This window comes from Chitinimonas violaceus, assembly GCF_052601015.1.
In genome coordinates, this window is sequence record NZ_JBQXDJ010000009.1 from 1,334 (window position 1) to 27,411 (window position 26,078).

Below are 26,078 nucleotides of genomic sequence, written 5' to 3' on the forward strand. Positions count from 1 at the left end.
ATGGCGACGAAAGAGCAGGCTTTTGGGGTGCTGGGTTCTTCCAGCACGATATTTAATTCGATAACCCCCTCCTCTTATCCGACCGGGCGTATCGCGCTTATCGGTGCGGCCTGCCGCTTTCCTGGCGCTGAGAATTTGCAGGCATTAAGCGATGTCTTGTTTGCCGGCCAAGAGGCTATCGGTGCGATTCCCTTGTTGCGCCCCTCGATTGCGACTGCGGAAATTGAACGTGCTGGTCTGATTGATGCACCTGAACTTTTCGACCCGCAGTTCTTTGGCATTGCACAGCGCGAAGCCAACCACATGGACCCACAACAACGGCTGGTGATGGAGTTGGTGGTTGAGGCTTTGGAGTCTGCCGGTATTCCACGCACTTCTCTGTCTGGTAGCAAGACGGGTGTTTACATCGGCATTGCCACCTACGACTACAGCCGGCTGCAAATGCAGCGCCAGGAGTCGGGTGACTTGTATTCTGGTACTGGCAACGCGTTCAGTATCGCAGCCAATCGTGTTTCCTATTTTCTCAACCTTGCCGGGCCAAGTATGGCGGTGGATACCGCCTGTTCTTCTTCTCTCACAGCGGTACATCTGGCAGTGCAGGCACTGCGTAGCGGTGAGATTGATTTCGCGATTGTAGGCGGGGTGAACCTGCTGCTGTCGCATGAATTGATGCAGGTATTTGCCGGCGCGAATATGCTGGCCCCCGATGGCCGTTGTAAAACCTTCGATGAAAAAGCCGATGGGTACGTCCGCGGTGAAGGTTGTGGTGTTGTTATTCTTCGCCGTGCAGAAGATGCTGCCACAGTTGGGGATCGGCAACTGGCGCATATCGCAGGTTCTGCAATAAACCAGGATGGGCGTACCAATGGGCTTACTGCACCCAGCGGGCCGGCACAGGCAGCGGTGATTCGCGCAGCATTGGCAGACGCTGGCCTGCAACCATCCGACATTGACGCTATCGAACTGCATGGAACAGGCACGCCGCTGGGTGATCCTATCGAAGCACAGGCATTGGGCGACGTGTTTGCTGCGCATCGCCAACATCCGCTGATGGTTGGCTCAATCAAGACCAATATCGGTCACCTGGAGGCTGCAGCAGGTATTGCAGGGTTGATCAAAGCCACGGTTGCGCTGCATGCAGGCCGCTTGCCGCCATCGCTGAACTTCCAACACGCTAACCCCAATATCGAACTCGATGTTTTACGCCTTGCAGTGGCGACAAGTGAACAGCCATTGGCTGCAGATGGACGACCAGCACGTATCGGCATCAGCAGCTTTGGTTTTGGGGGTACCAATGCCCATGTCGTGTTGGAATCAGCACCGCAAAGCGATAAACCGAGTGTGCCAGCTGCGACAGATCAAGCTTGGCTTTTACCGTTGTCGGCAGCTTCTGCTGAAGCACTGACAGCACAAGCGGCACAGATACATGCGTATCTGGTGAAAGCCGACCCAGCGGTGCTGCCTGATATTGTCTACACCGCGTCAATACGGCGAGACCATATGGACCATCGCCTCGCAGTATTCGGTACCTTGCCGGTGTTGATCGATGCATTGGCTGCAGCGGCCGTAGGTGGTACTCACCCTTTCTTACTACGAGGGAATAGACCCGCAACCGGGCCCCGTCGCCTCGCATTGGTAGGCTATACGGCGAAATGTGAAATGCAGATACGGCAATGGGGAGTCAACGTTGCAGCTGTGCTCACATCGCAGGATGGTATTGCTGAGCAATTGAATGGCCGTTGGGATGTTTTGCAGGCCGGTGATATCACTGCAACTGAATTGCCGGACCGCCTACGTAGCTTCACCAAGGTATCTGCACTTGAAGACGGCCTGCTGGCTACAGGTGCGATGCTTTATGTGTTGGGCCATGCGCTGGATTGGAATGCGGTGTCACTGTCCGGGCAGGTGGTTGATCTGCCCGCCTACCCTTGGCAGCGCCGTCGTTGTTGGTTCACCGAAGATGCTATCGCACTGCAAACCCGACCACGCGAAGTGTTGGCCTTGGCAGCCGATGATCGTGAGACCTTGTTCGCCCAGGCTGCAGCAGTACTTACCCAGCTTGATCACGTAACGCCACCCGCTTTGGCAGACCTTTGCTGGCACACGAATCTACAAGCCAGACAAGGTAAGTTACGTGTAGCGATTCCCGCTTCGACGCGTGACGAGTTGCGACAGGGCTTGTTACAGGTGCAGATCGATGTTCCTGTCGTAACTAGCCACATTGAACAAGGCGTGGTGTTCATCGTTACCGGTCAAGGCAGTGTGGCCCCCGGCGCTGGGGCTGAACTGTATCGTGATGTGCCGGTTTTTCGGGTTGCAATTAATCGCTGCTCAGCCTTGCTCGATGGTCTTCTCGATGTACCACTGACCACCCTTTTGTTCGACAGCACCCAGAGCGCATCATTGATGCGGCAGACTCGCTACGCCCAGCCGGCCCAGTTTGCGCTGGCCTGGTCATTGGCACAGCTGTGGACAGCCTGGGGGGTACGCCCTGCAGCGTTGATTGGGCATAGTTTGGGTGAATACGTCGCCGCTGTGTTGGCAGACATGGCGCCGCTTGAACAAGTCCTGCCGATGGTGGCGCGTCGTGGCGCGTTGATGCAGGAAACATCCCACAACGCCGGCATGCTGGTGGTTAAGGCTGCGGCTGAGACTGTTGCCCCTCTGTTGGAGGGCACGTCGAACTTCGCACTGGCTGCAGACAATGGCCATTCCAGTTGTGTGGTGGCGGGTGATGCCGATGCAGTGAATATCTTGGCAGAGCAACTGGCTGCGCAAGGTATTCGCAACCGCTTGCTTGATGTATCGGCGGCTTTTCATTCGCCATTGATGGAGCCAATTCTCGATCGGCTTTTTGCGCTTACCCACGCAATCGATTGGCATGCACCGAAGCTGCCGTTGATTTCCAACCTGACCGGCTACTTTTTCGACAAAGCGCCAGATGCCCAGTATTGGGTAAACCATGCCCGCAACACAGTGCGTTACCGTGAAGGCATAGACACTCTGCTGTCCTCAGGCCACCGCGTATTTGTTGAACTCGGTCCGCAAGCGTCATTGGTCAATCTGGGTGCTACTCAAAACAACGGTACCGATGCGATCTGGCTCAGCTCGCTCGATGGCCCAGGTTACGACTGGATGAGTATCTGCGACAGCCTCGCTTGCCTTTATCAGCAGGGTGCCGATGTCGACTGGGCTGCCTTTAGCTCACCTCCACAGCACAGTACGTCAACCAGTCATAACAACAAGAACACCGATCTACGCCAGGAAGTTTCCATGTTACCCGCCAGCACCACTCCAGCTTCGCAACCTGTCGAGATGTTTGAAGCCCATCTTCAAACCGTACGTACCGACGTTGTTAACCAGATTGCCAAGGCGTTGGGTGAGTCTGCGAGCAATTTACCTACTGAGCGTCCTTTCATCGAAATGGGTGCCGATTCGGTGATGATGGCTGAGGCGATGCGCAGCATCCAGGCGACCTATGGGGTGAAAATCAGCGCGCGGCAGCTATTAAATGACCTCAACACCATCGACGCGTTAAGTCAGCATCTGGCTAAGCACACGGTGCCTGCCACAGCAGCCAAGGAAGCATTGCCACAAGCAAACAATGCGTTACCAACAATGGCCGCGCTGCCAAACGGGGTGCCGACGGAATACGCAGGGTTGTTCCAACAGCAGCTGCAACTGGTACAACAGGTTATCAACAGCCAGTTGGCAATGCTGGGTGCAGCACCGGTTGCAAGTGTTGCCCAGTCTTTACCTGCCAGCCAGCCAACAGGGTTGTCGGCAAAAGCTACGGCTGTGCCCGTCTCGGCAGCACGGACTTCAACCACTGTAAAACAGCAGGCTCATCTGGAAGCGTTCACTGAAGCTTACGTCGCACGAACAGCAACGTCCAAGCGCATGGCGGACGAACGTCGTTTGTGCTTGGCTGATGTGCGGGCATCAGCAGGTTTTCGTCCCTCACTCAAGGAAATGGTGTACCCCATCAGCGGGGAAAGAGCGAAAGGTGCGTACCTTTGGGATGTAGACGGCAATCAATACGTCGATTTGTCGATGGACTTTGGCGTCAATCTGTTTGGGCATGGTGCACAGATTCTGACTGATGCCATCAAACGCCAGGCTGATCTTGGTTTGGCGCTGGGTACCCGCTCGCCGCTGGCGGCAGATGTATCGCAAATGCTGTGCGAAATGACAGGTATGGACCGCGTGCTGTTCTGCCAATCCGGCAGTGAATCGGTAATGACTGCGCTGCGCTTGGCAAGGCTGTTGCGCGAACGCTCCAAAATTGCAGTGTTCCGCAAGTCCTACCATGGGCATTTCGATGGCGTACTGGGTGACCGTGCCGCTGCTGGCGAATGGGCCGAACCCGTCACTCCGGGCATTCTGCCGAATTTTGTGTCGGACCTGCTGGTGCTCGACTACGACAGCGATGCGGCGCTGGCATCGATTGCGGCTCATGCCGACGAGTTGGCAGCGGTATTGGTGGAACCGGTACAAAGCCGTGCTTTGGATGTACAACCCCGTGAGTTTCTGCAACGCCTGCGGGAACTGACCGCACGGCACGGCATTCTGCTCATCTTCGATGAAATGATTACTGGCTTTCGCACTGCTCCGGGTGGTGCGCAACAGGTGTTTGGTGTCGAGGCCGACTTGGTCACCTACGGCAAAACCTTGGGTGGCGGTGTGCCAATGGCTGCGTTAGCGGCACGTGGCCGGTTGCTTGATGGCATTGATGGCGGCATCTGGCGTTTTGGCGACCACTCCGCCCCAGATGCCAACACTACCTTCTTTGCCGGTACTTTCAACAATCATCCGCTTGGTTTTGCACTATCGCATGCGGTGCTGAGTGAACTGAAGCGACGCGGGCCGGGTTTCCAGGAAGATCTGAACGGCCGCACCGAAATGCTGACGGAACGGCTTAACGCCAGGTTTGCTACCGATGGCGTGCCGTTGTCGATGACCCGATTCGGGTCGGTATTCCGTTTCAAGCATACCGGTAATCTCGACCTGCTCTATTACCACTTGTTGCACCGTGGCCTGTTCGTCTGGGAGGGGCGTAACTGCTTCCTGTGCGATGCGCATGGCGAAGCAGAGATCAATGCCATTGTTGATGGTGTGATGGAATCCGTCGCCGCATTGCGAGATGGCGACTATCTGCCTGCCAAAGCGGTTTCTACCCCAAGCAGATTCGCTACTTGCCCGCAAAGCAATACCCTGCCGATGTCGGATACCCAACGCCAGATCTGCCTGGCGGCCTTGCTCGACCCGGCTGGTGCCAATGCTTATTGCGAGACAGTGGCGTTGGAAATCGACGGTGATATCAACGCTGCGATGATTGAACGCGCACTGACCCAGCTGAGTCTGCGCCATGAAGCGCTACGCACCACGCTGGATGCCGAAACCGGCACGCAAACGGTGTTGCCCACGTTGAAGATACCGCTTCGCTATGCCGAACGGACGGAGGTGGATACCTGGCTGCGACAATTCGCTACCGAGCCTTTCGCGTTTACAGACGCCGGCCCTTTGCAAGTGGGCTTGCTCAAGCTGGCGGAAAATCGCCATGTATTGGCTTTAAGAGCTCACCATGCGTTGATTGATGGCTGGTCGTTAGCTTTGATTGTTGAGGAACTGGGCGCATTGTGTTGCCCTACGTCAGGTGCGGTACTGCCTGCTGCGTTGCCGTTCAGACGCCAGCTTGATGGCTTACTCGCAACGCAGGATATAGCGGCCGAAGCGTTCTGGTGCGAACGGACAGCCGATGCACCGACACCATTGGTATTGACGCCGTCTTCGTCTATCAGCGTTACAACGCAAAGCAGCCGTTGGGAAGGTGAACGCCTGCGGTTGCCTGTTCCTCCCGAGCTTGCCGAAGCCTTGACCAGCCTGGCAGTCAGACAAAAAACAACCTTGTTCACGGCTGCGTTGGGGGTGACCCTTTCTTTCCTCCACAGTCTGTGTGATCAGGATGATGTCTTGATCGGTGTACCGACCCATGGCCGGTTCGATGGGCTGGAACGCATGGTGGGACAAGCCGCGCAAATCATGCCGCTGCGTTCACGCTTGCAACGCGGTGTGCAATTCCAAGGTCTGCTGGACTGGTTGGGGGATGAGCTTGAAGCGATGTCCAATTACCAGGCCTACCCGCTGGCGCGGATTCTGGAACCTGTACTGGCAGGTGGTGACGACCGCCCAGGTGCACTGACGGTAACGTTCAATCTCGACCGCATCCGCAAGCCTACTTTTGACGGCATGCCGACAAAGCTGCTCGATGCGCCGGTGGTAGCAGTAAAGATTGATCTTGCCATCAACCTGTTGCAGTCCGACGCAGGTTGGCTGCTTGACCTGGATTACCAAAGCCAGCGTCATAGCCGTGAAGATATTGTGCAGTTTGGCCGGCGTTGGATGGATTGGGCGGCACGTATGGCAGCCATGCCCGATAGCGTGCTGGATAACAGCAACGCGTTGACGGCGCCGGAGCTGATTCAGCTTCTGCACGGTTTCAATGGGCCTAAGCAGGACCTGGACACTTTGCTGCCCATGCCAGCGCAGGTTGCCCAGATAGCGGCTAGATATCCAGACCGTATTGCTGTGACCGCCGATGGCAAGCGAATCGACTACCGCACGCTTGATCTTGCAGCCCGCGCGGTTGCCGGGAATTTGCTTGAACTTGGCGCAGGGCCAGACCGGATAGTGGCGGTGATGTTACCGCGTTCGTTGGAACTGGTTACTACCGTACTCGGTATTTTCTATGCCGGTGCAGCCTATATGCCGCTCGACCCGAACGAGCCAATTCAACGCCGCGAAGAAATTTTTGCCGAGTCAAAACCGGTAGCACTGGTTACAACAGGTGAAGTCCTTGCACGAGTAACGGCGCCCTGCCCGATCCTGATTGCGGAACCACCCGAAGTCATGGCCGCGATGCCGGAGGCGAAGACGGAACCTGCGCAGATCGGGTTTGAGCAGCTGGCTTTTGTTATCTACACCTCCGGTTCAACCAACAAGCCAAAGGGTGTGCAGTGCAGCCACGGTAGTCTGGCGAACCTGTTGGCGTGGTCCCAACAGCGCTTCGGGCTCGATGAAAACGATGCTGTGCTGCTGAAAGCGCCTTACACCTTTGATATTTCGGTGTGGGAAATGAGTCTGCCATTGGCGGCTGGCGCACGCTTGGTGGTGGTTGCCCCGGAAGGCCATCGCGACCCGATTTACCTCGTGGGTCTGATCAATCTCGAACGCGTCACCGTTGTCCAGTTTGTGCCTGCCATGTTGGAAGCATTTATTGCCGAGCCAGAATCGGCTACTTGTCGTTCACTACGCTATGTGTTCGCTGGTGGTGAGGCTCTGCACACCAGTCTTTGCGAGGCTTTCTTCAAGCTTGGTCTACCTGCCGAGCTGCACAACCTGTATGGGCCGACCGAGACCTGTATTCTGGTGACGCACTGCCAGTGCCTGCCAGATGACACCGGGCCTGTACCGATCGGCTACCCGATTACCAATACCTATATGCGCATTGTGGATGGCCAAGGCCGACCGGTTGGCGTGGGTATGGAGGGCGAATTGCTTATCGGTGGCAACGCCTTGGCACGTGGTTACCTCAACCGCCCCGAACAGAGTGCCAAGTCCTTTATCGACGACCCATTTGTTAATGGAGCACGCCTTTATCGCTCTGGTGACAGAGCCCGCTGGCGGCCAGATGGTGCGGTGGAATATCTGGGCCGTGTTGATGGTCAGGTGAAGCTACGGGGTCTGCGTATTGAAGTCGGCGCGATCGAGCATGTGTTACGGCACCACCCCGCAGTGCAGGAAGCAGTGGTCGATTTACGTGGTAAGGAGGCGGTGCACCAACGGCTGGTTGCATGGCTGGTATACCGAACGGGTGAGCAGCCTGTTTCCAATGATGTCTTGCAGGACTGGGTAAAGGCATATCTGCCTGTGTACATGATGCCTACGCAGTTCGTGACGGTGGCAACCCTGCCCATCAGCCGCCATGGCAAGGTCGACCGCGGCGCCTTGATCGAACCCGAGTTCCTTGTAGATGCCGCCAAAGCACAAGCCCCACGTACGGCTGTAGAGACCGAGTTGCTGGCTTATGCCCACAACACCTTGAAGATCGCAATCGCCGGGGTTGACGAGAATTTCTTCTCTGCCGGTGGGCAGTCGCTTGCTGCCGCACAACTCATTACCTGGGTACAGCAACACTGGTCGGTAAGGTTGGCGTTAAGGGCATTCTTTGAAAACCCCACGTTGTCTCAGCTAGGCGTGCTGATTGAATCGGCCCTGGCGAATGACGCTGCGCCAGCGGCGGACAGCGGTTTGACATCGCGTAGCCGACGCCGTGTGAAACGTGAAGCGTTGTCTGGCGATATGTTGAGTGAAGTGGAAGGGGGGGCAGAATGAATACGCTGGTACAGAACCTGGATGGCGACGTATTTCTTTGTAATGCCTCCGCCGCACAGCAACGCCTTTGGTTGGTGTGTGGGCTGGAACAAAATTCGGCCAATTACACTATTGCCGGCACATTGCGTATTACAGGGCAATTGCAACCGGGCTTACTTCAAGCCGCGTTGAACGATTGTCTGGCTCGGCACGAGGGTTTGCGAACCGGTTTTGTGGAAATCGATGGCAGCCCGATGCAGGCGATTGAGCCAAGTGCTGCATTGCAGCTCGATGTTTCCGATCTACACGATCTGTCGCAGGAAGCGCGTTTAGCACATGCTATAGCTGCTGCTGAAACGATGGCGCAGCGCCCCTTTGACTTGGCCAAACCCCCGCTGGTGCGGGTGCAGTTGTTCAAATTGCACGATAGTGATTGGCTGTTGGCCTTGGCCATCCATCACATCGTCTGTGATGGCCCGTCGTTGGCGATTCTGATGGCCGACTTGGCCCAGGCTTACAGCCATCGGGTTGACGCCAACCTTCCGGAAGCCGACGAGTTGGTACTACAGTTTGCCGACTTCGCCGAGTGGCAACTGGAACAGCTCGCCAAGCCGGAAACCGAAGCGCTATTGGCCAGTTGGGAAACACGGCTGGCTGGTGTGCCCGACCTTGTACTGCCTACCAATGGTGAACGCCCGCCACTACGTGTTGCCAAGGGGGCTCGCCATACCTTCCATCTGCCGGCATCGTTATATAGCGCGGTGGGCGAAGTTGGCCGTGAACTTGGCGCAACCCCATTTGCTGTACTGCTCGCCGCATGGGGGATGACGCTGGCCAGTTGGTCACAGCAGGATGATTTTGCCATTGGCACACCGGTCACCAGCCGTAACGACCCTGCATTGGCGGGTGTTGTCGGCCTGTTTGCTGAAACAGCCGCTTTGCGTTTTCAGGTGGATGGCGACCCTAGTATCGGTAAGCTGTTACGCCAGGTACGTGATGTATGGCGTGACTCGCTGGCCTATGCCGGTACGCCGTTCGACCGCCTGGTACAGCGTCTGAAACGCCCGCAGGATCGTAGCCGCACGCCGCTGATTCAAACTCTGTTTTCGTTGAATCCATCTGCAAGCGCCATTGATATGGCGGGGTTGACGGCTGTGCCATCGCCCATGCGCAGTGGGGAAGCCAAAGCAGATGTGGTACTGGAGATCACAGATGGCACGCAGAGTTATGTCGCGATGCTCGACTACGATAGCGCGCTGTTCCAACCCAGCACCATAACCGCAGTTGCCGAACGCTTCATTGAAATGCTGGTGGCTGTCGTAGGTGAGCAGTCGCGGTCAGTCAGGTCTGTGTTTGTTGCCTTGCCCGCAATGCCGCTTAGTGTGCAAGCGCGTGTAGCAAATGAGGCTGAAAGACAACTGCTGCATGATTTCAACCGTACCGCGCAAGACCTGCCCGATGAGTTATTGCTGCATCGACTGTTTGAGATGCAGGTGGTGCGAACTCCAGCTGCGTTGGCGCTGACTTACCTCGGTGAATCGCTGACCTTTGACGCGCTTAATCGCCGTGCCAATCAGCTCGCACATTATCTGCGCAGCCTGGGTGTAGGGCCCGACCAACGAGTGGCGCTGTGCTGTGAACGTGGTTTGCCACAGCTGGTTGGCCTGTGGGCAATTCTCAAGGCTGGCGGCGCATACGTACCACTTGACCCGGCCTACCCAGCAGAGCGACTGGACTACATGCTTGGCGACAGTGCTGCAGTCGTACTGTTGACTGAATCAGCTGCCCTGCCCCGGTTCAATACAGAGGGCATTCCCACGCTCTGCTTGGATGCAGCCGAATCTGCTGCCTTACTGGCCGCGCAGCCAGAACATAACCTTGACCCAGCAGGTATCGGTTTGCATGCGGGGCACCTGGCTTATGTTATTTACACTTCGGGTTCGACCGGCCAACCCAAGGGGGTAATGGTCGAACATCGCTCGGTTACCAATCTGTGGGTGGCGCTCAAACCACTCCTGGCTGGTTTACCGGAACAAGCCAATATCGGGCTCAACGCAACGCTTTCGTTTGACGCGTCGTTGCAGTCTCTGCTGCAGCTGCTGTCTGGCCATCACTTGATATTGATTCCACAGGAACTGCGGGCTGACGGTGCGGCGCTGCTGGATTTTCTGGCGGCAAATCGTGTCGATGTATTCGATTGCACACCAGTGGTGGTGGAGTTGCTGCTGGCAGCCGGTTTCACCTCGTCCTCATCGTACCGACCAAGATGTGTGCTGGTGGGCGGAGAAGTCATTTCGCGGCGAAGCTGGTGGACCATGCGTCACGCGGTTGGCACGCGTTTCTACAACGTCTATGGCCCTACCGAATGCACGGTGGACGCTACAGGCAGCGCCTTGCAAGATGCTGGTGATACACCGGTAGTAGGCCGGCCGTTGGCCAACACTCAGATTTATATCCTTGACCCGGATAGGCAGCTGCTAGCACCGGGTGAAGTTGGTGAAATCCATATCGGTGGTTCAGGTGTGGCGCGGGGTTACCTGAACCGCCCGGAATTGACCGCAGAGCGCTTTGTTACCGACCCGTTTTCTACAGATACCACAGCGCGTTTGTACCGCAGTGGCGACCTGGCCCGCTGGCTGCCGAACGGTGAGCTTGAGTACTTGGGTAGAAGCGATAAGCAGGTAAAGCTTCGCGGCCACCGTATCGAGCTGAGTGAAATCGAACGCAAGCTTTGCCTGTGTGCTGATGTACGGGATGCTGTCGTTATGGTGCGCGAAGACGTGGCGGGTGATAAGCGTCTGGTAGCTTATATGCTGGTTGAGTCGGGTACCGACCTGTCCGTGACAACCCTGCGTAGCGAACTGGCGACAAAATTGGCGGAAATCATGGTGCCGAGCGCTTTTGTCTGCCTCGATGCCTTCCCGATGACAGCAAATGGCAAGCTCGATTGGCATGCCCTGCCCGCACCAGACATAAGCGCCTTAGCAACCCAGTTATATGAAGCGCCGCAGGGTGAAACCGAACAATGTATTGCCGAGTTGTGGCAAACCCTGTTGGCTGTGCCACAGGTAAGCCGCCACGATGACTTCTTCGCTTTGGGTGGCCATTCCCTGCTGGCAACCAAAGTCAGCTCGCGGTTGAGCAAGCGCTTTGGTGTTCGCTTACCGATGTCGACCTTGTTCGATACCCCGATATTGGCCGCGTTGGCAGCCAATATCGATACCCGTGTTGCTTCGGCAAATAGTGATTCATGCGCAATCGAAATCGGTAAAACGCAGCCTGTTGCCGCGACGAACCGGGATATGCCGTTATCGGCTTCTCAGCTTGGGCTTTGGTTTATCCAACAGCTTGACCCTGGCAGCACAGCCTATGTGCTCTCCGGCGCGGTCCGCATCGAAGGGCCGCTTCAGCACAGCGTACTGTCGAATACGCTGGATCTACTACAACAACGGCACCAGGTACTGCGCACGGCTTTTCATGAAGTCGATGGCGTCCCGCAACAACGTGTTGTTGAACCTACCGGTATTGCGCTGCCCGTTGAAGTCCTCAGCCAATTTGAGTCTGGTCAGCAGGAAATCGAGCTGCGCGGCCATATTGATGCTGAAGCTCGCCGGCCGTTTAACCTCACACAGGCACCGCTGTTGCGCGCCAAGTTGCTGGTATTGGGGCCAGACCAACATGTACTGAGCCTTACACTGCATCACATCATCGCTGATGGCTGGTCGCTCGGTATTCTTTGGCACGAACTGGTGCATATCTACACCGCTTTGCAGGAAAACAGGGCTCCCCAGCTGGAGCCGGCTCTGCAGTACGCAGATTTTGTGCAGGTCGAGGCAGTAGGATTCGCCGATACCACCACCGCTACCGACATCATCTTTTGGCAGGGTGCGCTGCAAGACTTGCCTGTGCTGACGCTGCCTACGGATTACCCTCGTCCCTTGCAATCGGCCAACCCTGCGGGATATCTGCGTTTCGATATTCCAGCCCGGTTGTGTGGATACATGGACCAACTGGCACACAGTGTCGGTGCAAGCCGGTTCATGGTCATGATGGCGGCTTTTCAAGTGTTGCTCGCTCGTTGGAGCAACCAACGTGACTTTGCAATCGGTGTGCCGGTTTCGGGCCGTGATGCGTTGGAAACGCATGATGTTGTCGGTTGTTTCGTCAACACGGTGGTGATTCGGACTGGGCTTGATGGTGATCCGGACTTCCGCACGTTGCTGCAACGGGTGAAAGAACGTTGCCGCAATGCGTTTGCCCATCAGGCCATGCCATTCAAACGGCTGGTGGATACGCTGCGGCCCGCGCACGATCCAAGCCGGCACCCCTTGTTCCAGGTGCTGTTCAATTACCAACATATTGAACCCCAACAGCACGACTGGGCCGGTCTGCATGCAGAAGCACTGGAGGTGGAAAGCGACAGGGCGCAGTTCGATCTGGGTCTTTATGCTGAAGAACATCCCGATGGTCTTAGCGCCCGGCTGGTCTACCGCAGCGACTTGTTCAAGGCCGCTACGGCAGAGCGCATGGTTGCAGCCCTCCTGCGCTTGCTGGAAGACACCGGTACGCCGACACACTTCCCCTTCCACACCCCATTGCTACACGATGCAGACCGGGAGTCGCTGGCTGCATGGAACGACACCGCCGTCGATTTTGGCCCTGCGACGACGATAGATGAACTGATTGCAACCCAGGCGCTACGTACACCCGACGCCTTGGCGGTTGAGGCGGAAGATGGCCAGCTCAGCTACACGGAACTGATGACGCGGGCCGATGCCCTGGCCGCACTTCTGTTGCTACAGGGGGCGGGACCAAACCGCACTGTGGCGGTACATCTGCAACGCGGCGTCGATTTGCCCGTAGCACTTGTGGCCATTTTGCGCTCGGGCGCAGCCTATCTGCCGCTTGATCCAGACCTACCCAGCGAACGACTCAACTATATGGTTGAAGATGCGGTACCGGTTGCGATCATCGCGCAGGCTGGCAGTACAGACTGGCTAGCGACCGCCATACCTGTGTTGTCGCCAGTTGCGCCGGTCAACCAGTTGCCTGCGTCGGTACTGCAGCATGGCGCCGATAATCTTGCCTATGTAATCTATACCTCGGGCTCCACCGGTAAACCCAAAGGGGTGATGGTGCAGCACGACGGGGTGGTCAACCGTCTGCTATGGGGACAATCTGCCTTTCCATTGAATGGCAGGGACAAGGTCCTGCAAAAAACCAGCATTGGTTTCGATGTTTCGGTTTGGGAGCTTTTCTGGCCTTTGATCAGTGGTGCAACGCTGGTGTTGGCCCGCCCCGGAGGGCAGCGCGACCCGACTTACCTTTGCGAACTCGTTGAGCGTTCCGGCATCACCGTCGCCCATTTCGTGGCATCGATGTTGGAAATCTTCCTGCACAGCACTGAAGCCAGCCGTTGCAACACCTTGCGCTATGTATTGACCAGTGGTGAGGCACTATCGCCCAGGTTGCGTGACCAATTTTTCGATAGCGGCATCAAGGCGCAACTGGCTGACCTGTATGGCCCGACCGAAGTAACGATTGAAGTCACCTGTTCTCGTTGCGACGAGATCGAACGTGGCCAACCGCAGCCGATTGGGCGTCCTATCGCCAACTGCCGCATCCATGTTCTCGATGCACTGGGGCAGGAAGTGCCCATTGGTGTGCCGGGTGAAATCTGTGTTGCCGGTATTCAGGTTGCACGCGGTTATCTGAACCGGCCGGATTTGAGCGCTGAGCGCTTTGTGCCGGATACCCTCAGCCTCCAAACCGGCGGGCGGCTTTACCGCACAGGTGATATCGGTCGCTGGACCGATGATGGCGAAGTTGAATACCTTGGCCGTAGCGACAACCAGATCAAACTGCGTGGTACCCGCATCGAGCTGGGCGAAATTGAATCCGTACTGCGCCAGCACCCAGAAGTGCGCGATGCCGTGGTATTGCTTCAGGGCGAGCAGGTTGAATCGCAACGTCTGGTTGGATTTCTGCTGACCGATGCGGCGCTTGATGTTGCCAAACTTCGCGAACAGCTTGGTGTGCATCTGCCAACCATCATGGTGCCGGCAGTACTTCAGCCCTGTTCCAGCTTTCCGCTTACCAGCAGTGGCAAGACCGACCGCCGTGCGTTGTTGGCGCTGTTGCCGACAAACACCGCAATTGCGAGCAGCAGGGCAATGAATGATATCGAACAGCAGATTGCCGCCATCTGGTGTGAAGTGCTTGATGTCCCCTCGGTCGATACACGCAGCAATTTTTTCGAGGCCGGTGGTAATTCGCTGTTGCTGATGCGTGTACAGGCTCGCCTTAAACAACTGTTCAACCCAGCACCACAGCTTGTCGATTTGTTCCGCTTTCCTACGGTAACTGCGCTGGCAGCACATCTACAGCAAGTCAATGTGCCAGCACCTAAGCTAGCGGCCCAGCAGAAGGAAGGGGATAAGGACGACGCGATTGCCATCATCGGCATGTCCGGCCGCTTTCCTGGCGCTGCGGATGTGGAAGCGTTATGGCGTAATCTGCTCGATGGCCATACCGGCGTGCGTGAGATCAGCCGAGAGGAATCGCTGGCGGACGGCGCGGACCTCGCCATGCTGGACCACGCTGGTTATGTACCCTATGCCGGCACGCTTGAAGGCATTGACCTGTTCGACGAGAAACTCTTCAACTACAGCCCAGCCGATGCAGCGTTGATCGACCCGCAAGGCCGCCTTTTTCTTGAGTGTGCGTGGGAGGCGCTCGAAACCGCGGGTATCGACCCAGACCGTACCAACGGGCGCATAGGAGTTTATGCGGGTGGCTCAATCAGCTCCTATGTGTTGTCTGCGCTACGTGGCCCTGCTGTGGTTGATACCGAACTCTTCCGTGTTCTGTTCGCCAACGATAAAGATTATTTAGCGAGCCGAGTCGCTTACAAGCTCGGTCTGAAGGGCCCTGCTGTTGGCGTGCAGACGGCTTGCTCGACATCAATGGTGGCAGTCGCCCTGGCTGTTCGCGCTTTGCAAAGCCATGAATGTGATGTCGTACTGGCGGGTGGTTCGTCCATATCTGTACCGCACAGGGTCGGTTACCTGTATGAAGAAGGTTCGATCATGTCGCCAGATGGGCATTGTCGCGCCTTCGGCCATGATGCGGCAGGTACGGTACCTGGCAATGGGGTTGGTGTGGTGGTGCTTAAGCGTCTGTCGGCAGCACTGGCCGATGGTGACCCAATCCGGGCTGTTATCCGTGGCATGGCTATCAATAACGACGGTGCGGAAAAAGTTGGCTTCTCTGCACCATCGGTTGGTGGTCAGGAAGCAGTGCTGCAGGCAGCCTTGAACAAGGCTGGCATTACCGGGAGCGATATCGGATACGTCGAAACCCATGGCACAGGTACAAGGTTGGGGGATGAGGTCGAGCTGACTGCTTTGGCCGGCGCTTTTGGCCAGGCGGATGATGGGCAGCATTGCCTGATTGGTTCGCTCAAATCCAACCTGGGCCACCTTGATGCCGCAGCCGGTGTGGCAGGTTTGATCAAGGCCGCGCTGATTGTGGAACGCGGTGTGATTCCATCCAGCCTCAATGTAACGCAACCTAATGCTTTGCTAAGCCAGGCAGAAGCGCGTTTCCGTGTGGTGACCGAAACCACGCTTTGGCCAAGCAAGAACCTGCCTCGTCGTGCAGGCATCAGCTCCTTCGGCATTGGTGGCACCAATGCGCACTGTATTGTCGAGCAACCGCCAGCATTGAGAGCAGCCACTGCTGAAAAACGCCAACAGCTGTTACTACTGTCAGCCAACGACGCTGCTGCGTTGGATCGTTACCGCCAAAAGTTGGTCAGCGGGTTGGATGGTGACGATATTGAAGTGGCTGCGGTTGCCTGGACATTGCAAAGCGGTCGCCGTGAATTGCCCTGGCGACTTGCCGTTGCCGTTGCCGTAACCGAACCCGCAGAAGCGAAGAAGGTGTTATCGGCTGCGGCATTGCCATCCTCGCCCAGTCCTATCAACCGCCCCAAACTGTATTTCGCCTTCCCAGGTCAGGGCAGCCAACGTGTCGGCATGGGAAGCGAGCTTTACGCCACCGAACCCACCTTCCGCAAGGTGGTTGACCAATGCCTTGCCGAACTACCGCCGGAATTGGCCGGATTTGTACGCACCACGGCCTTTGCCGAGTTGCATGATGCTGACAGCGAGGCGCTGCTGGCGCGTACCGATGTGGCCCAACCAGCCTTGTTCATCTTCGAATATGCGCTGGCGCAGCTGTTGATTGAATGGGGTATCCAGCCCGCTGGTTTGGTCGGCCACAGTCTTGGTGAAATCACCGCCGCGGCCGTTGCCGGTATGTTCCCCCTGGCCGATGCAATGCGCCTGGTTGTATTGCGTGGCAGGTTGATGCATGAAAGTGCTGAAGGCGCGATGCTGCAGGTCGAACTGTCTGCCCCAGCATTGGCCATTCGGTTACCGGATACGCTGGCCATCGCAGCGCTTAACGCACCTGCATTGACAGTGGTGGCCGGTCCAGTAGCAGCTATTGAGCAGTTCGCAGCCACATTGGAACAGCAAGGCATAGGCTGGCAGCGTCTGCGCACCAACTATGCGTTCCACTCGCCTTTGATGAATGCGGCTGCAGCTCAGTTGCAGCCACTGCTTACAACCCTGAAGCTTCAGACACCCGATCTGCCCCTCTTGTCCAACCTAAGCGGTGAGTGGATGAGTGAAGCGGAGGCGCTGGATGCCGGGCGCTGGATGCGCCAATTGAGCGCGCCAGTGCAGTTTGCGTCTGCCCTGGCGCAGCTTGATCAACCAGACACGCTGCTTGTGGAAGTGGGGCCAGGTACAACGCTGACAGCGTTTGCACGTGTTGCCGGGGTACATGCTGTATCCATGCTGGGTCGTGAAGGTGGCCGAACTAACTTGCTTAACGCAGTGGGCAAACTCTGGCAATTGGGTGTCACTGCGAACTGGAAAGCGTTACATGGCGATCAACCACCACGCCGCATTGCGCTGCCGACTTATCCTTTCGCACGTAATCGGCACTGGTTGTCGGTGGAAAACCAGCCCGTAGCGAGTACACAGGCTATGCCGACGTTGGCGATGCTCGACTGGCGCTATGCCGAGCCAGTCCTGCCGTATATGGGTCTGCGTGTAGCCGTGTATGGTGCAAAAGGCAGCACGTTGGCAGGTTTGCCAGCGCAACTGGCTGCAGCCGGCGCAGTTGTGCTGGACTGGGATGAATTTTCGGCGCCACCGATGGCCGAGCGGTTGATTGTGTTGAACCCGGGCTTCGATAGTTTGCTGGGCATCGTCAAACGCTTGGCTGGCCAAGCCAGCAGTAAATTGCTGGTAATCACCCGTAATGCTCAGGAAGCCGACGAGGCAACCGATGCGGAAGCCGCGCGCGTGGCCGCGGCAATACCTTCGCTAAGGCAGGAGCTGCCGGAGCTGCAGTTATGTCAGATTGATCTTTCCGGACCGATCAACCGTCGCCAATTGGCTGCATTGGCTTCGGAGTGCCTGGCTGACGGGCAATCCAGCGTCGTGCTGCGTGATGGTCGACGCCGGTTGCCCGTGATTGAACCGCTTACTGTGGCGGATGCCGCATCACCGTGGCGGGAGGGCGCGGTAGTGTTAATTACCGGCGCATTCGGCAATGTGGGTATGGCTTTCGCCCGCCATCTGGCAGCCCTTCCCAGATCCCGCCTGGTGTTGTTGGGCCGTAATGCGCCATCGCAGGACGATTCCCGTATCCAGGCTTTACGCAAGCTGGGTGCAGAGGTGCTGATATTGCAGGGCGACATTTGTGCCGAAGGTGTTGCTCAAAGCGCCGTCAGGGCGGCGTTGCAGCATTTCAGCCGGCTCGACGGTGTTATCCATGCCGCCGGTATCGCCGGTGAGACCGCCCACCAACCCGTACTCGAATGCGACAGTGCCATCAGCGAGCAGATCCAGGCAGCCAAACTGCGTGGAACGATGCAGCTTGCTGCTGCACTCAATGGCATCGCCGTACGCCATGTTTTGCTGTGTTCTTCGATCTCCACCGTGCTGGGTGGGTTGGGCTTCGCTGCCTATGCGGCAGGCAACCGCTGGATGGAAGTATTTGCAGAACAACAGGCACGTAACAGCGGCACCCAATGGCTGGCACTGGCATACGACGGTTGGCACTTCGATGGTCAACCACCGGCACAGCATGCGCTGTCGGCCACTACTGCGGTTGCGTTATCGGAACGCGCGTTGGCGGGGGGGCTGGATGGCCGCATATTGGTCTCTGCCGGTGAATTGCAGGTACGCCTTGATCGCTGGAATGCCCTGCTTGAAGAAGCGCCAGCCAGTGTAAGCACCGAGCACCCAGCCCCTATAGCCGGCTATGACGATCCCTTGGAAGCCATGGTTGCCCAAGCGATTGCCGACACATTGGCATTGGATGCCATCGGCCCTGATGATGACTTCTTCTCATTGGGTGGCGACAGCTTGGTAGCAACCCGGGTTATTGCCCGACTGCGTAGTACGACAGGTTTGCCATTGTCGGTTGGATTGATGCTGCAGGCGCCAACGGTTCATCTGCTGGCGGTTGCGATCCGGGCGATGCAGGGCTCATCGGCACCCACTGTAGAGGGAGATGCCGATGAATACGAGGAGGGGGCGATATGAGTGGCGACGCTATCCGCTTGCTGGCGGAACTGAACAACATTGGCATCACAGTGTGGGCAGAGGACGGCCAGCTGCGTTTTCGCTCCCCCAAGGGGCGGCTTACCGATGCGCTCAAAGTAGAGTTGACCCAACATCGTGCGGCATTGCTGGCGTTGTTGGGCGAGGCAGGTAAAACCGATACGGCCATTGAACGTCGCCCAGGGCCCGCAGATGTACCGGCACCGCTTTCGATTCAGCAGCGCGCTGTCTGGATGGCGGAACAGCAAGGCGGTGGGGCTGCCTACCTGATACCGGGCGCATTACGTATCCGCGGCCCGCTTCAAGCTGATGCGCTGCGTGATGCTTTGCAGACCATGGTGAACCGGCATGAGGCCTTCCGTACAGCCATACGGTTGGTTGACGATGAGCCGATGCAGTTTGTGCTGCCTAGCGTACATTTTGATATGCCGCGGCTTGATTGGACTGGCCTGACAAACATAGAACGGACATCAGAACTTGTACAGCTGCTGGACAATGAAGCGCGCCAACTGTTCGATTTGACCCACGCACCCCTGCTGCGGGCCTGTCTCGTCGCCATGGCTGCTAATGAACATGTGCTGTTGCTGACCCCACATCATATTGTTGCCGATGGCTGGAGCATCGACATCATGGTGCGCGAACTCAGCGAGTCCTATCGACCAGAGGGTGGTATCGATACCAGTGCAGGGGTTAACCCACCGCTAGGCTATGCCGACTTTGCCGTGTGGCAGGAGGGTCGTAGTGCCCGTGGCGAAGACAGCGCTGACCTCGACTACTGGCGTAATACGCTGACGCATTTGCCTCCACCGCTTGAGCTACCGACCAAACAAGCGGTTGTTCACGACGGTGCTTTTGCTGGCGCTTCATTGCAGGCCACGCTGCCTGTGGCGACTTCACAAGGCTTGCGTCATATCGCAGCCCAGGCTGGCACCACTTTATTCAGTGCACTTACCGCACTATTTGCCACGCTGCTTTATCGTTATACCGGCCAGTCCGACGTTGTAATGGGTACTGCCAACGCAGGGCGTGGCAGAGTCGAACTGGAAGAAGTTGTCGGCCTATTTGCCGGTCGCCTGCCTTTGCGGCTTGATTTAAGCGGTGAGCCCAGCTTTCAGGAACTGATCGGCCGGGTAGCGCGTTCAACAGCCAGCGCGCTTTCTCATGCCGAGGTACCGGCAGAACGCATTCTCGCCACTGCAGTTGCGGTTGATTCACGTGAATCATTGTTCCAGGTAATGATTGCGCTGCAAAACGCAGTGCGCAGCAGTTTGCGCTTTGCCGGCCTGGAAGTGGAGATGCTGCCGATTGCCAGCAATACCGCCAAGTTCGAGCTCTTCCTGGCGATTGACGAAGCGGGCGACGCACTCACATTGGGCCTGGAATACGCCACCGCACGATTTGATGCCCCGCGTATGCAAGCCCTGCTGGACCATTTGCTGCGCTTGGCTAAAGCAGTTGTTGCTACACCCGATTTGCCTATCACCCGTTTGGCAATGCTATTACCTGCTGAACGCGCTGCGTTGTTGGCAACTCAGCCCGATGTTCATATTGAACCCGCCGAGACATTGCCACAGCGTGTACGCCGCATAGCGCTTACCGATCCGGACAGGCCGGCTATGCTTTCGCCACTACGCTGGGGTGATGCCCAAACGGTGTCGTGCAGTTATGGCCAGCTCTGGCAGCGCGCCGAAACCATCGCTGCGGCATTGCAACGCAGTGGTTTGCGACAAGGCGATGTGGTTGCAGTCGTGGGTGACCGTTCAATGGCTTTTGTCGAAGCCATGCTGGCGGTGCTGGTGGCTGGCGGCACATATATGCCGCTTGCACCTGATCTGCCCGAGGCCCGCATTGCCGAGATGCTGGAAGACAGTGGCGCCAGCATCATGTTGGCATGTGACACCGCCAGCGCGGCACTCTCCGCCTATTTCACCAGCATTATCGATCTGACAACGCTCGTTACTGAGGAAACAAGCCAGTTGCGAGCGGTACAAACCGCTGCAGAACAAGCTGCTTACGTCATATTCACTTCCGGTTCGACCGGTCGGCCCAAAGGCGTACAGATCAGCCACGCCAATGTGCTGCATTTTGTCGCCGGACTGCCGCTTTGTCATAAAGAAGGCCAACCGGTTTTCCTGCATTTTGCACCCAGCAGTTTCGATGCCTCGGTAATGGAAATCTGGGGAGCCTTGTTAACTGGCGCGCAACTGGTCATCGCACCGCCCGGGCTACCCGGATTTGATGCATTGGCTGATTTGATGGAAACGTACGCCGTTAACGTTAGCGTATTAACAGTTGGCGTGTTCGTGCAACTGAGCAAGGCAAGGCCGCAGACCTTGGCTGGGCTCGACATTCTGATGTCTGGCGGAGATCGGATGCCCGTAGCGGCAGCCCGCAACGTATTGGTACAAGGGGGCCGCGCCCGACTTTACAACGTATATGGCCCAACAGAAGCAACCGTATTCTCTGCCGTTCATTTGGTGGAGAGCCAGGATGTTGCCGACGGTGTTGGCGCCATACCCATCGGCCCACCGTATGGCAGTTCCCGCCTGTACGTATTGGACGCACATCGCGAGTTGGTACCAGCAGGGGTGATTGGCGAGCTGTATATCGGTGGCGGCAATGTCGGGCTTGGGTACATCAACCGGCCAGATCTGACCGAGGAACGTTTCCTTCCCGATCCATTTACTGCAACGTCCGAAGCACGCATGTACCGGACCGGCGATCTTGTACGCTGGCGAGACGATGGCGTACTTGAATTCCTTGGTCGGGCTGACCGGCAGGTCAAAATCCGCGGTTTCCGTATCGAGCTGGGCGAAATTGAAGCGCATCTGGGTATGCATCCGGCAGCAGCCCAGGCAGCGGTGGATGCCAGGGAGTCACCCAATGGATTGCGCCTGGTGGCGTACATCGTGCCCAAGCAAGGCATCGAGTCTATTGATACCGCTGATATGCAGGCATTTCTGGCGGCGCGTTTGCCCAAGTACATGGTGCCGACTGCGCTGGTCTGCTTGGATGCGCTGCCACTAACCCGCAACGGTAAGCTGGACCGTAATGCATTGCCAGCGCCTGACTATGCCGAAGCAACAGCCTGTACCTTGCCGGAAGGCGAACCAGCACAGATTCTGGCCAGAATATGGCAGGCCGTGCTGCAGCAAGACCAGGTTGTGATGGAAGATAACTTCTACACGCTGGGCGGCGATTCCATCATGGCCATGCAGGTGTCGATGCGGCTGGCCCGCCAAGGCTGGAGTTTGCGGCCGCAGGACATGCTCAAGCACCCTACCCTGCAGGCACAAAGCGGATTGATGCAACGCCAAACAACGAGCGTTGTCAGGCGGGCAAGTGATGTACCGCAGCCCATCACGCCGATTCAATCCTGGTTCTTCTCGCTGGGTCTCGCGAATCCACATCATTGGAACCAGGCTGTACGCCTTGCGGTAAACCCTTCGTCGTTACCACGACTGGGCCAAGCTGTGGCCGCCTTGGAAGCTGCACATGATGCATTGCGCCTACGATTTCTACTTACAGACCAAGGCTGGCGCTTGCAGGCTGTCTCACCCAATGATGCACCGTTGCGTCACTGTAGTGCGGTAAATGAGGAGGAAGCATTAGCCTGCATTGAAGCGGCGCAACGCAGTTTGAATATCGCAACCGGGCCGGTCTGGTGTGCTTTGTTGATTGAAGGCCCGCACGATGATTGGCCGCATCTGGTGTTGATTGCCCATCATCTTGTTGTCGATGGCGTGTCTTGGCGGGTGCTGATCGAAGACTTAACACTGGCTGTGGCAGGCAACCCCATTCCACCGGCCACCTTGAGCTTTGCGGATTGGGCTGGGCATCAGGCTTCTGAAGCGCAAGCACCAATATCCATTGCCGCAGACCCTGTATGGCCGCCAATTGCAGACCCGGACGGAAGCAATCTCGAATCTCAAACCCAGCTGGTGACATTGTCGCTATCGGGCAGCGATACCATCGCACTGCTTGGCTCAGCCAACTTGGCATATCGCAGCGAACCGACGGAACTTCTGTTAGCTGCGGTGATGCTGGGCTTGCAACGCGCAATTGGGCAATCTCGCCTCACGGTAGCGCTTGAACGCCATGGTCGCGAGGTGGAGGGTGTTGATCTATCCGGCACGGTGGGCTGGTTCACGGCCATTACCCCCGTGCTGTTGGAAGTGATTGCATCGCCGGATATGGGCACAGCCGTATTGGCAATCAAGCAAGCTGTTCGCAGTGCGCCACGTTTGATGACACAGCAGGTGGGTGAAGGTCCCGCCGTAGCATTCAACTACCTAGGCCGCTTTGACAACGTAGTTCCTGCGGATGGCCCATTCCGGCCGGTTACGGCCGGTTGCGGCAACTCAACCGACCCTGAGGGAAAACGGCCTTACCCACTCGAAATCGTTGCTGTGGTTGAGAGCAATGTACTGCGTATCGATTTCCGTTTCAGTGAAGACCAGATCAAACCCGCTACCGTAAACGCATGGGTTGCGGCTACCCGGCACGCGCTACATGAGCTGCTCATCCACTTGTCCACACTGGGTGTGGCCGGCCGTGCGCCTTGTGACTTCCCGCTGGCTGGTATTCACCGCCAGCCGGAACTCGATGCCTTGTTACGCGAGCATGGTTTGAAGGCCAGCGAGGTTGCCGACCTGCTGCCCGTTACACCACAGCAACGCGGCATGTTACTTGAAAGCATGGCCTATCCTGGGTCGGGCATGCATATCGAGCAATTCGTCGCCACATTCAACGGCGCATTTGATCGTGAAGCGCTGATGCAAACCTGGTCGCGCCTGATTACACGCCATGAAGCGCTACGCAGCGGTTTTCTCTGGCGACAGGATAACGAGCCTTTATGCGTGGTATTCGAGCAAGCCAACCCTGTGTGGCAACACCTGGATTGGCGTACGCAAGCGAATCAGAACACCGCACATTGGTTGGAACGGGACAGGCTGGCTGGTTTTGATGGCATCAGGCCGCCATTACGTTTCGCGACCATCCAGCTGTCCGACGAGCATTGGTTGTTCGTCTGGACCTACCACCACGCCCTTCTGGATGGCTGGAGCGTTGCGCACCTGCTTAACGAAGCTATGTCGCCGAATGGATCAGGTACATCACCTACCCATGCTCGCGATCATGTCCGTTGGCTGATGGCACGTGACCGCGAAGCCGCGGAAAGCTTCTGGCACAAAGCGCTTGCCGATGCCCCAGTACCTACCACGGCAGGCCAGCGTGATGAAAACCTGCCGCAGGGCCATGGGTACGCTGACCTACGCACACGTGTACCGGCTAATGTCGTTCAACAGCTCACGCAGTTGGCACATCGCTGGCAGATGACGCCGGCTGCCCTTGCGCAAGGCTTATGGGGCATGGCAATCGCCTGGGCAACGCGTCGCCATGATGTTGTGTTCGCGCGCACGGTATCTGGCCGGCCAGCTGAAATTGTAGGCAGCGAAAACTGGGTTGGGCTGTTTATCAACAGCCTGCCTTTACGTCTAAAACTGCCCAGCACCGGGTCGGCCTGGTCCTGGTTGGCAGAAGCCAGCCTTCAAGCTGCCGCGCAATCGCCTTTCGAATGGTGCGCTGGAGGGGATATCCACAGCTGGTCTGGTCTGCCGCCCAGCCAACCGCTGTGTGACAGCCTGCTTATTTTCGAGAACTACCCAAATACGCCGCAATCTGGCGAAGGCAGTACAGCCAGCATCGTAGCTGTGGCTGGCCATGGGGCCCGCACCCACTTCCCCGTCACGCTGTTGATCGTGCTCGATGACGGTTGGCGTTGCGAGCTGGTGTGTAACGAAGCCTATATGCCAGCAGGTGAAGGGCAACACTTACTCGATGCTTTCGCCCAACTGGCAGCAGCAGTGGTGGACGAGGGCATCGACATTGCCAAAGCGCTGGCAGACCTGCCAGCCCAGACGCCACGTCTCTGTAGGCTGCCCGAGCGGCAACGTGTACTACCACGTAGCCCGTTGGAACTGGAACTGGTGCAGATGTGGCAAGCGTTGCTCGCAACTCCTGAAGTCAGCATCCACGACGACTTCTTTGCCTTGGGGGGGCATTCGCTCCTGGTGCTGGACCTGATGAACCGGTTGCGTACCCGTTTTACTCGCAGCTTACCGTTTACCGCATTTTTACGTCACCCCACTGTGGCTGGCTTGGCTACGTTACTTGAAGGTAAGGCAAAACATACCGCCGTTTCTTTGCTGCAGTTAGGTGAAGATGGTGCACCGCTTTACCTTGTACCCGGTGCAAGCGGCAACCCGATGGCTTATCAGGCATTGGCCCGTTCACTGTCCGGCCGGTTTGCCCTGGTCGGTGCTCAACCGGAACACGACCCGGCACAACCGGCAAGCATAGAAGCCATGGCGGCTGAATTGGCCAACGCTATTGGGCTGCAGCAACCGGAAGGGTCGCTCTATCTTACAGGCCATTCATTCGGGGCCATCGTCGCGTTTGAAGCTGCGTGCAAGCTCAGTAAAGCAGGCCGACATGTCGCAGCCCTGGTGTTGATCGACACCGCAGTACCCGATGGCGGCAAGGCTTTTGCCGATTACGACGAGAGCGACTGGATAGTCGCCATTGCAGAAGCGGCAGGTTCGTATTTCGCCCAACCGGTGCTGATTGAGCGCACCGAGCTGGTAGAGCTCGAGAGCGCAGCAAGACGGCAGCTGATGTTGGAACGCCTACAGGCAGCAGGGGCGCTCGCCGCCAGCGCCTCGATTGAGGTCATCGACAGCCTGTTATTGAGCTACCGGCATAGCGTAGCTGCCTTGGCCAATTATCGGCCTGGGCATTGGCCCGGCACCCTGAGTGTCATCCACGCCGATACCACACCGCAACCTGCCGACCCAAGCCTTGGTTGGATTGCGCACTGTGCGCGGATAGGGACCACCCTGGCAACCTCGGGTGACCATATCACCATGGTGACCGAACCCCATGCCCCAATGCTGGCAGACCGCCTGGCTGAAGCAATTGCCGCATGCCAATCCATCAGGAGTGCTTGAACATGAGCGCCCACCCTTCTTCCGCACAGCCCGATAACGACTCTCGCTCCAC

Annotated in this window: 3 protein-coding genes; all 3 read left to right on the top strand. The window is 57.4% G+C overall.

What is annotated here, in order from left to right; genetic code table 11:
* The 3 genes from ACUHMQ_RS04880 to ACUHMQ_RS04890 are packed head-to-tail and all read left to right on the top strand — an operon-like array spanning window position 1 to window position 26,026.
* Entirely contained in the window at window positions 1–8,394 is an 8,394-nt protein-coding gene (locus tag ACUHMQ_RS04880) for a hybrid non-ribosomal peptide synthetase/type I polyketide synthase (protein ID WP_445294324.1), read from the top strand.
* Window positions 8,391–19,001 carry a non-ribosomal peptide synthetase gene (locus ACUHMQ_RS04885; RefSeq protein ID WP_445294325.1) on the top strand — a complete coding sequence of 3,537 codons (10,611 nt, stop codon included), beginning with the start codon at window positions 8,391–8,393 and terminating at the stop codon, window positions 18,999–19,001. The genes ACUHMQ_RS04880 and ACUHMQ_RS04885 overlap by 4 nt, the downstream gene beginning before the upstream one ends.
* Entirely contained in the window at window positions 18,998–26,026 is a 7,029-nt protein-coding gene (locus ACUHMQ_RS04890; protein WP_445294326.1) for a non-ribosomal peptide synthetase, read from the top strand. The genes ACUHMQ_RS04885 and ACUHMQ_RS04890 overlap by 4 nt, the downstream gene beginning before the upstream one ends.
* Window positions 26,027–26,078: the final 52 nt, after the last annotated feature.

Excerpts from the sequence above, each read along its gene's own strand:
- ACUHMQ_RS04880 (WP_445294324.1), top strand. The coding sequence starts at position 1 with ATGGCGACGAAAGAGCAGGCTTTTGGGGTGCTGGGTTCTTCCAGCACG.
- ACUHMQ_RS04885 (WP_445294325.1), top strand. The coding sequence starts at position 8,391 with ATGAATACGCTGGTACAGAACCTGGATGGCGACGTATTTCTTTGTAAT.
- ACUHMQ_RS04890 (WP_445294326.1), top strand. The coding sequence starts at position 18,998 with ATGAGTGGCGACGCTATCCGCTTGCTGGCGGAACTGAACAACATTGGC.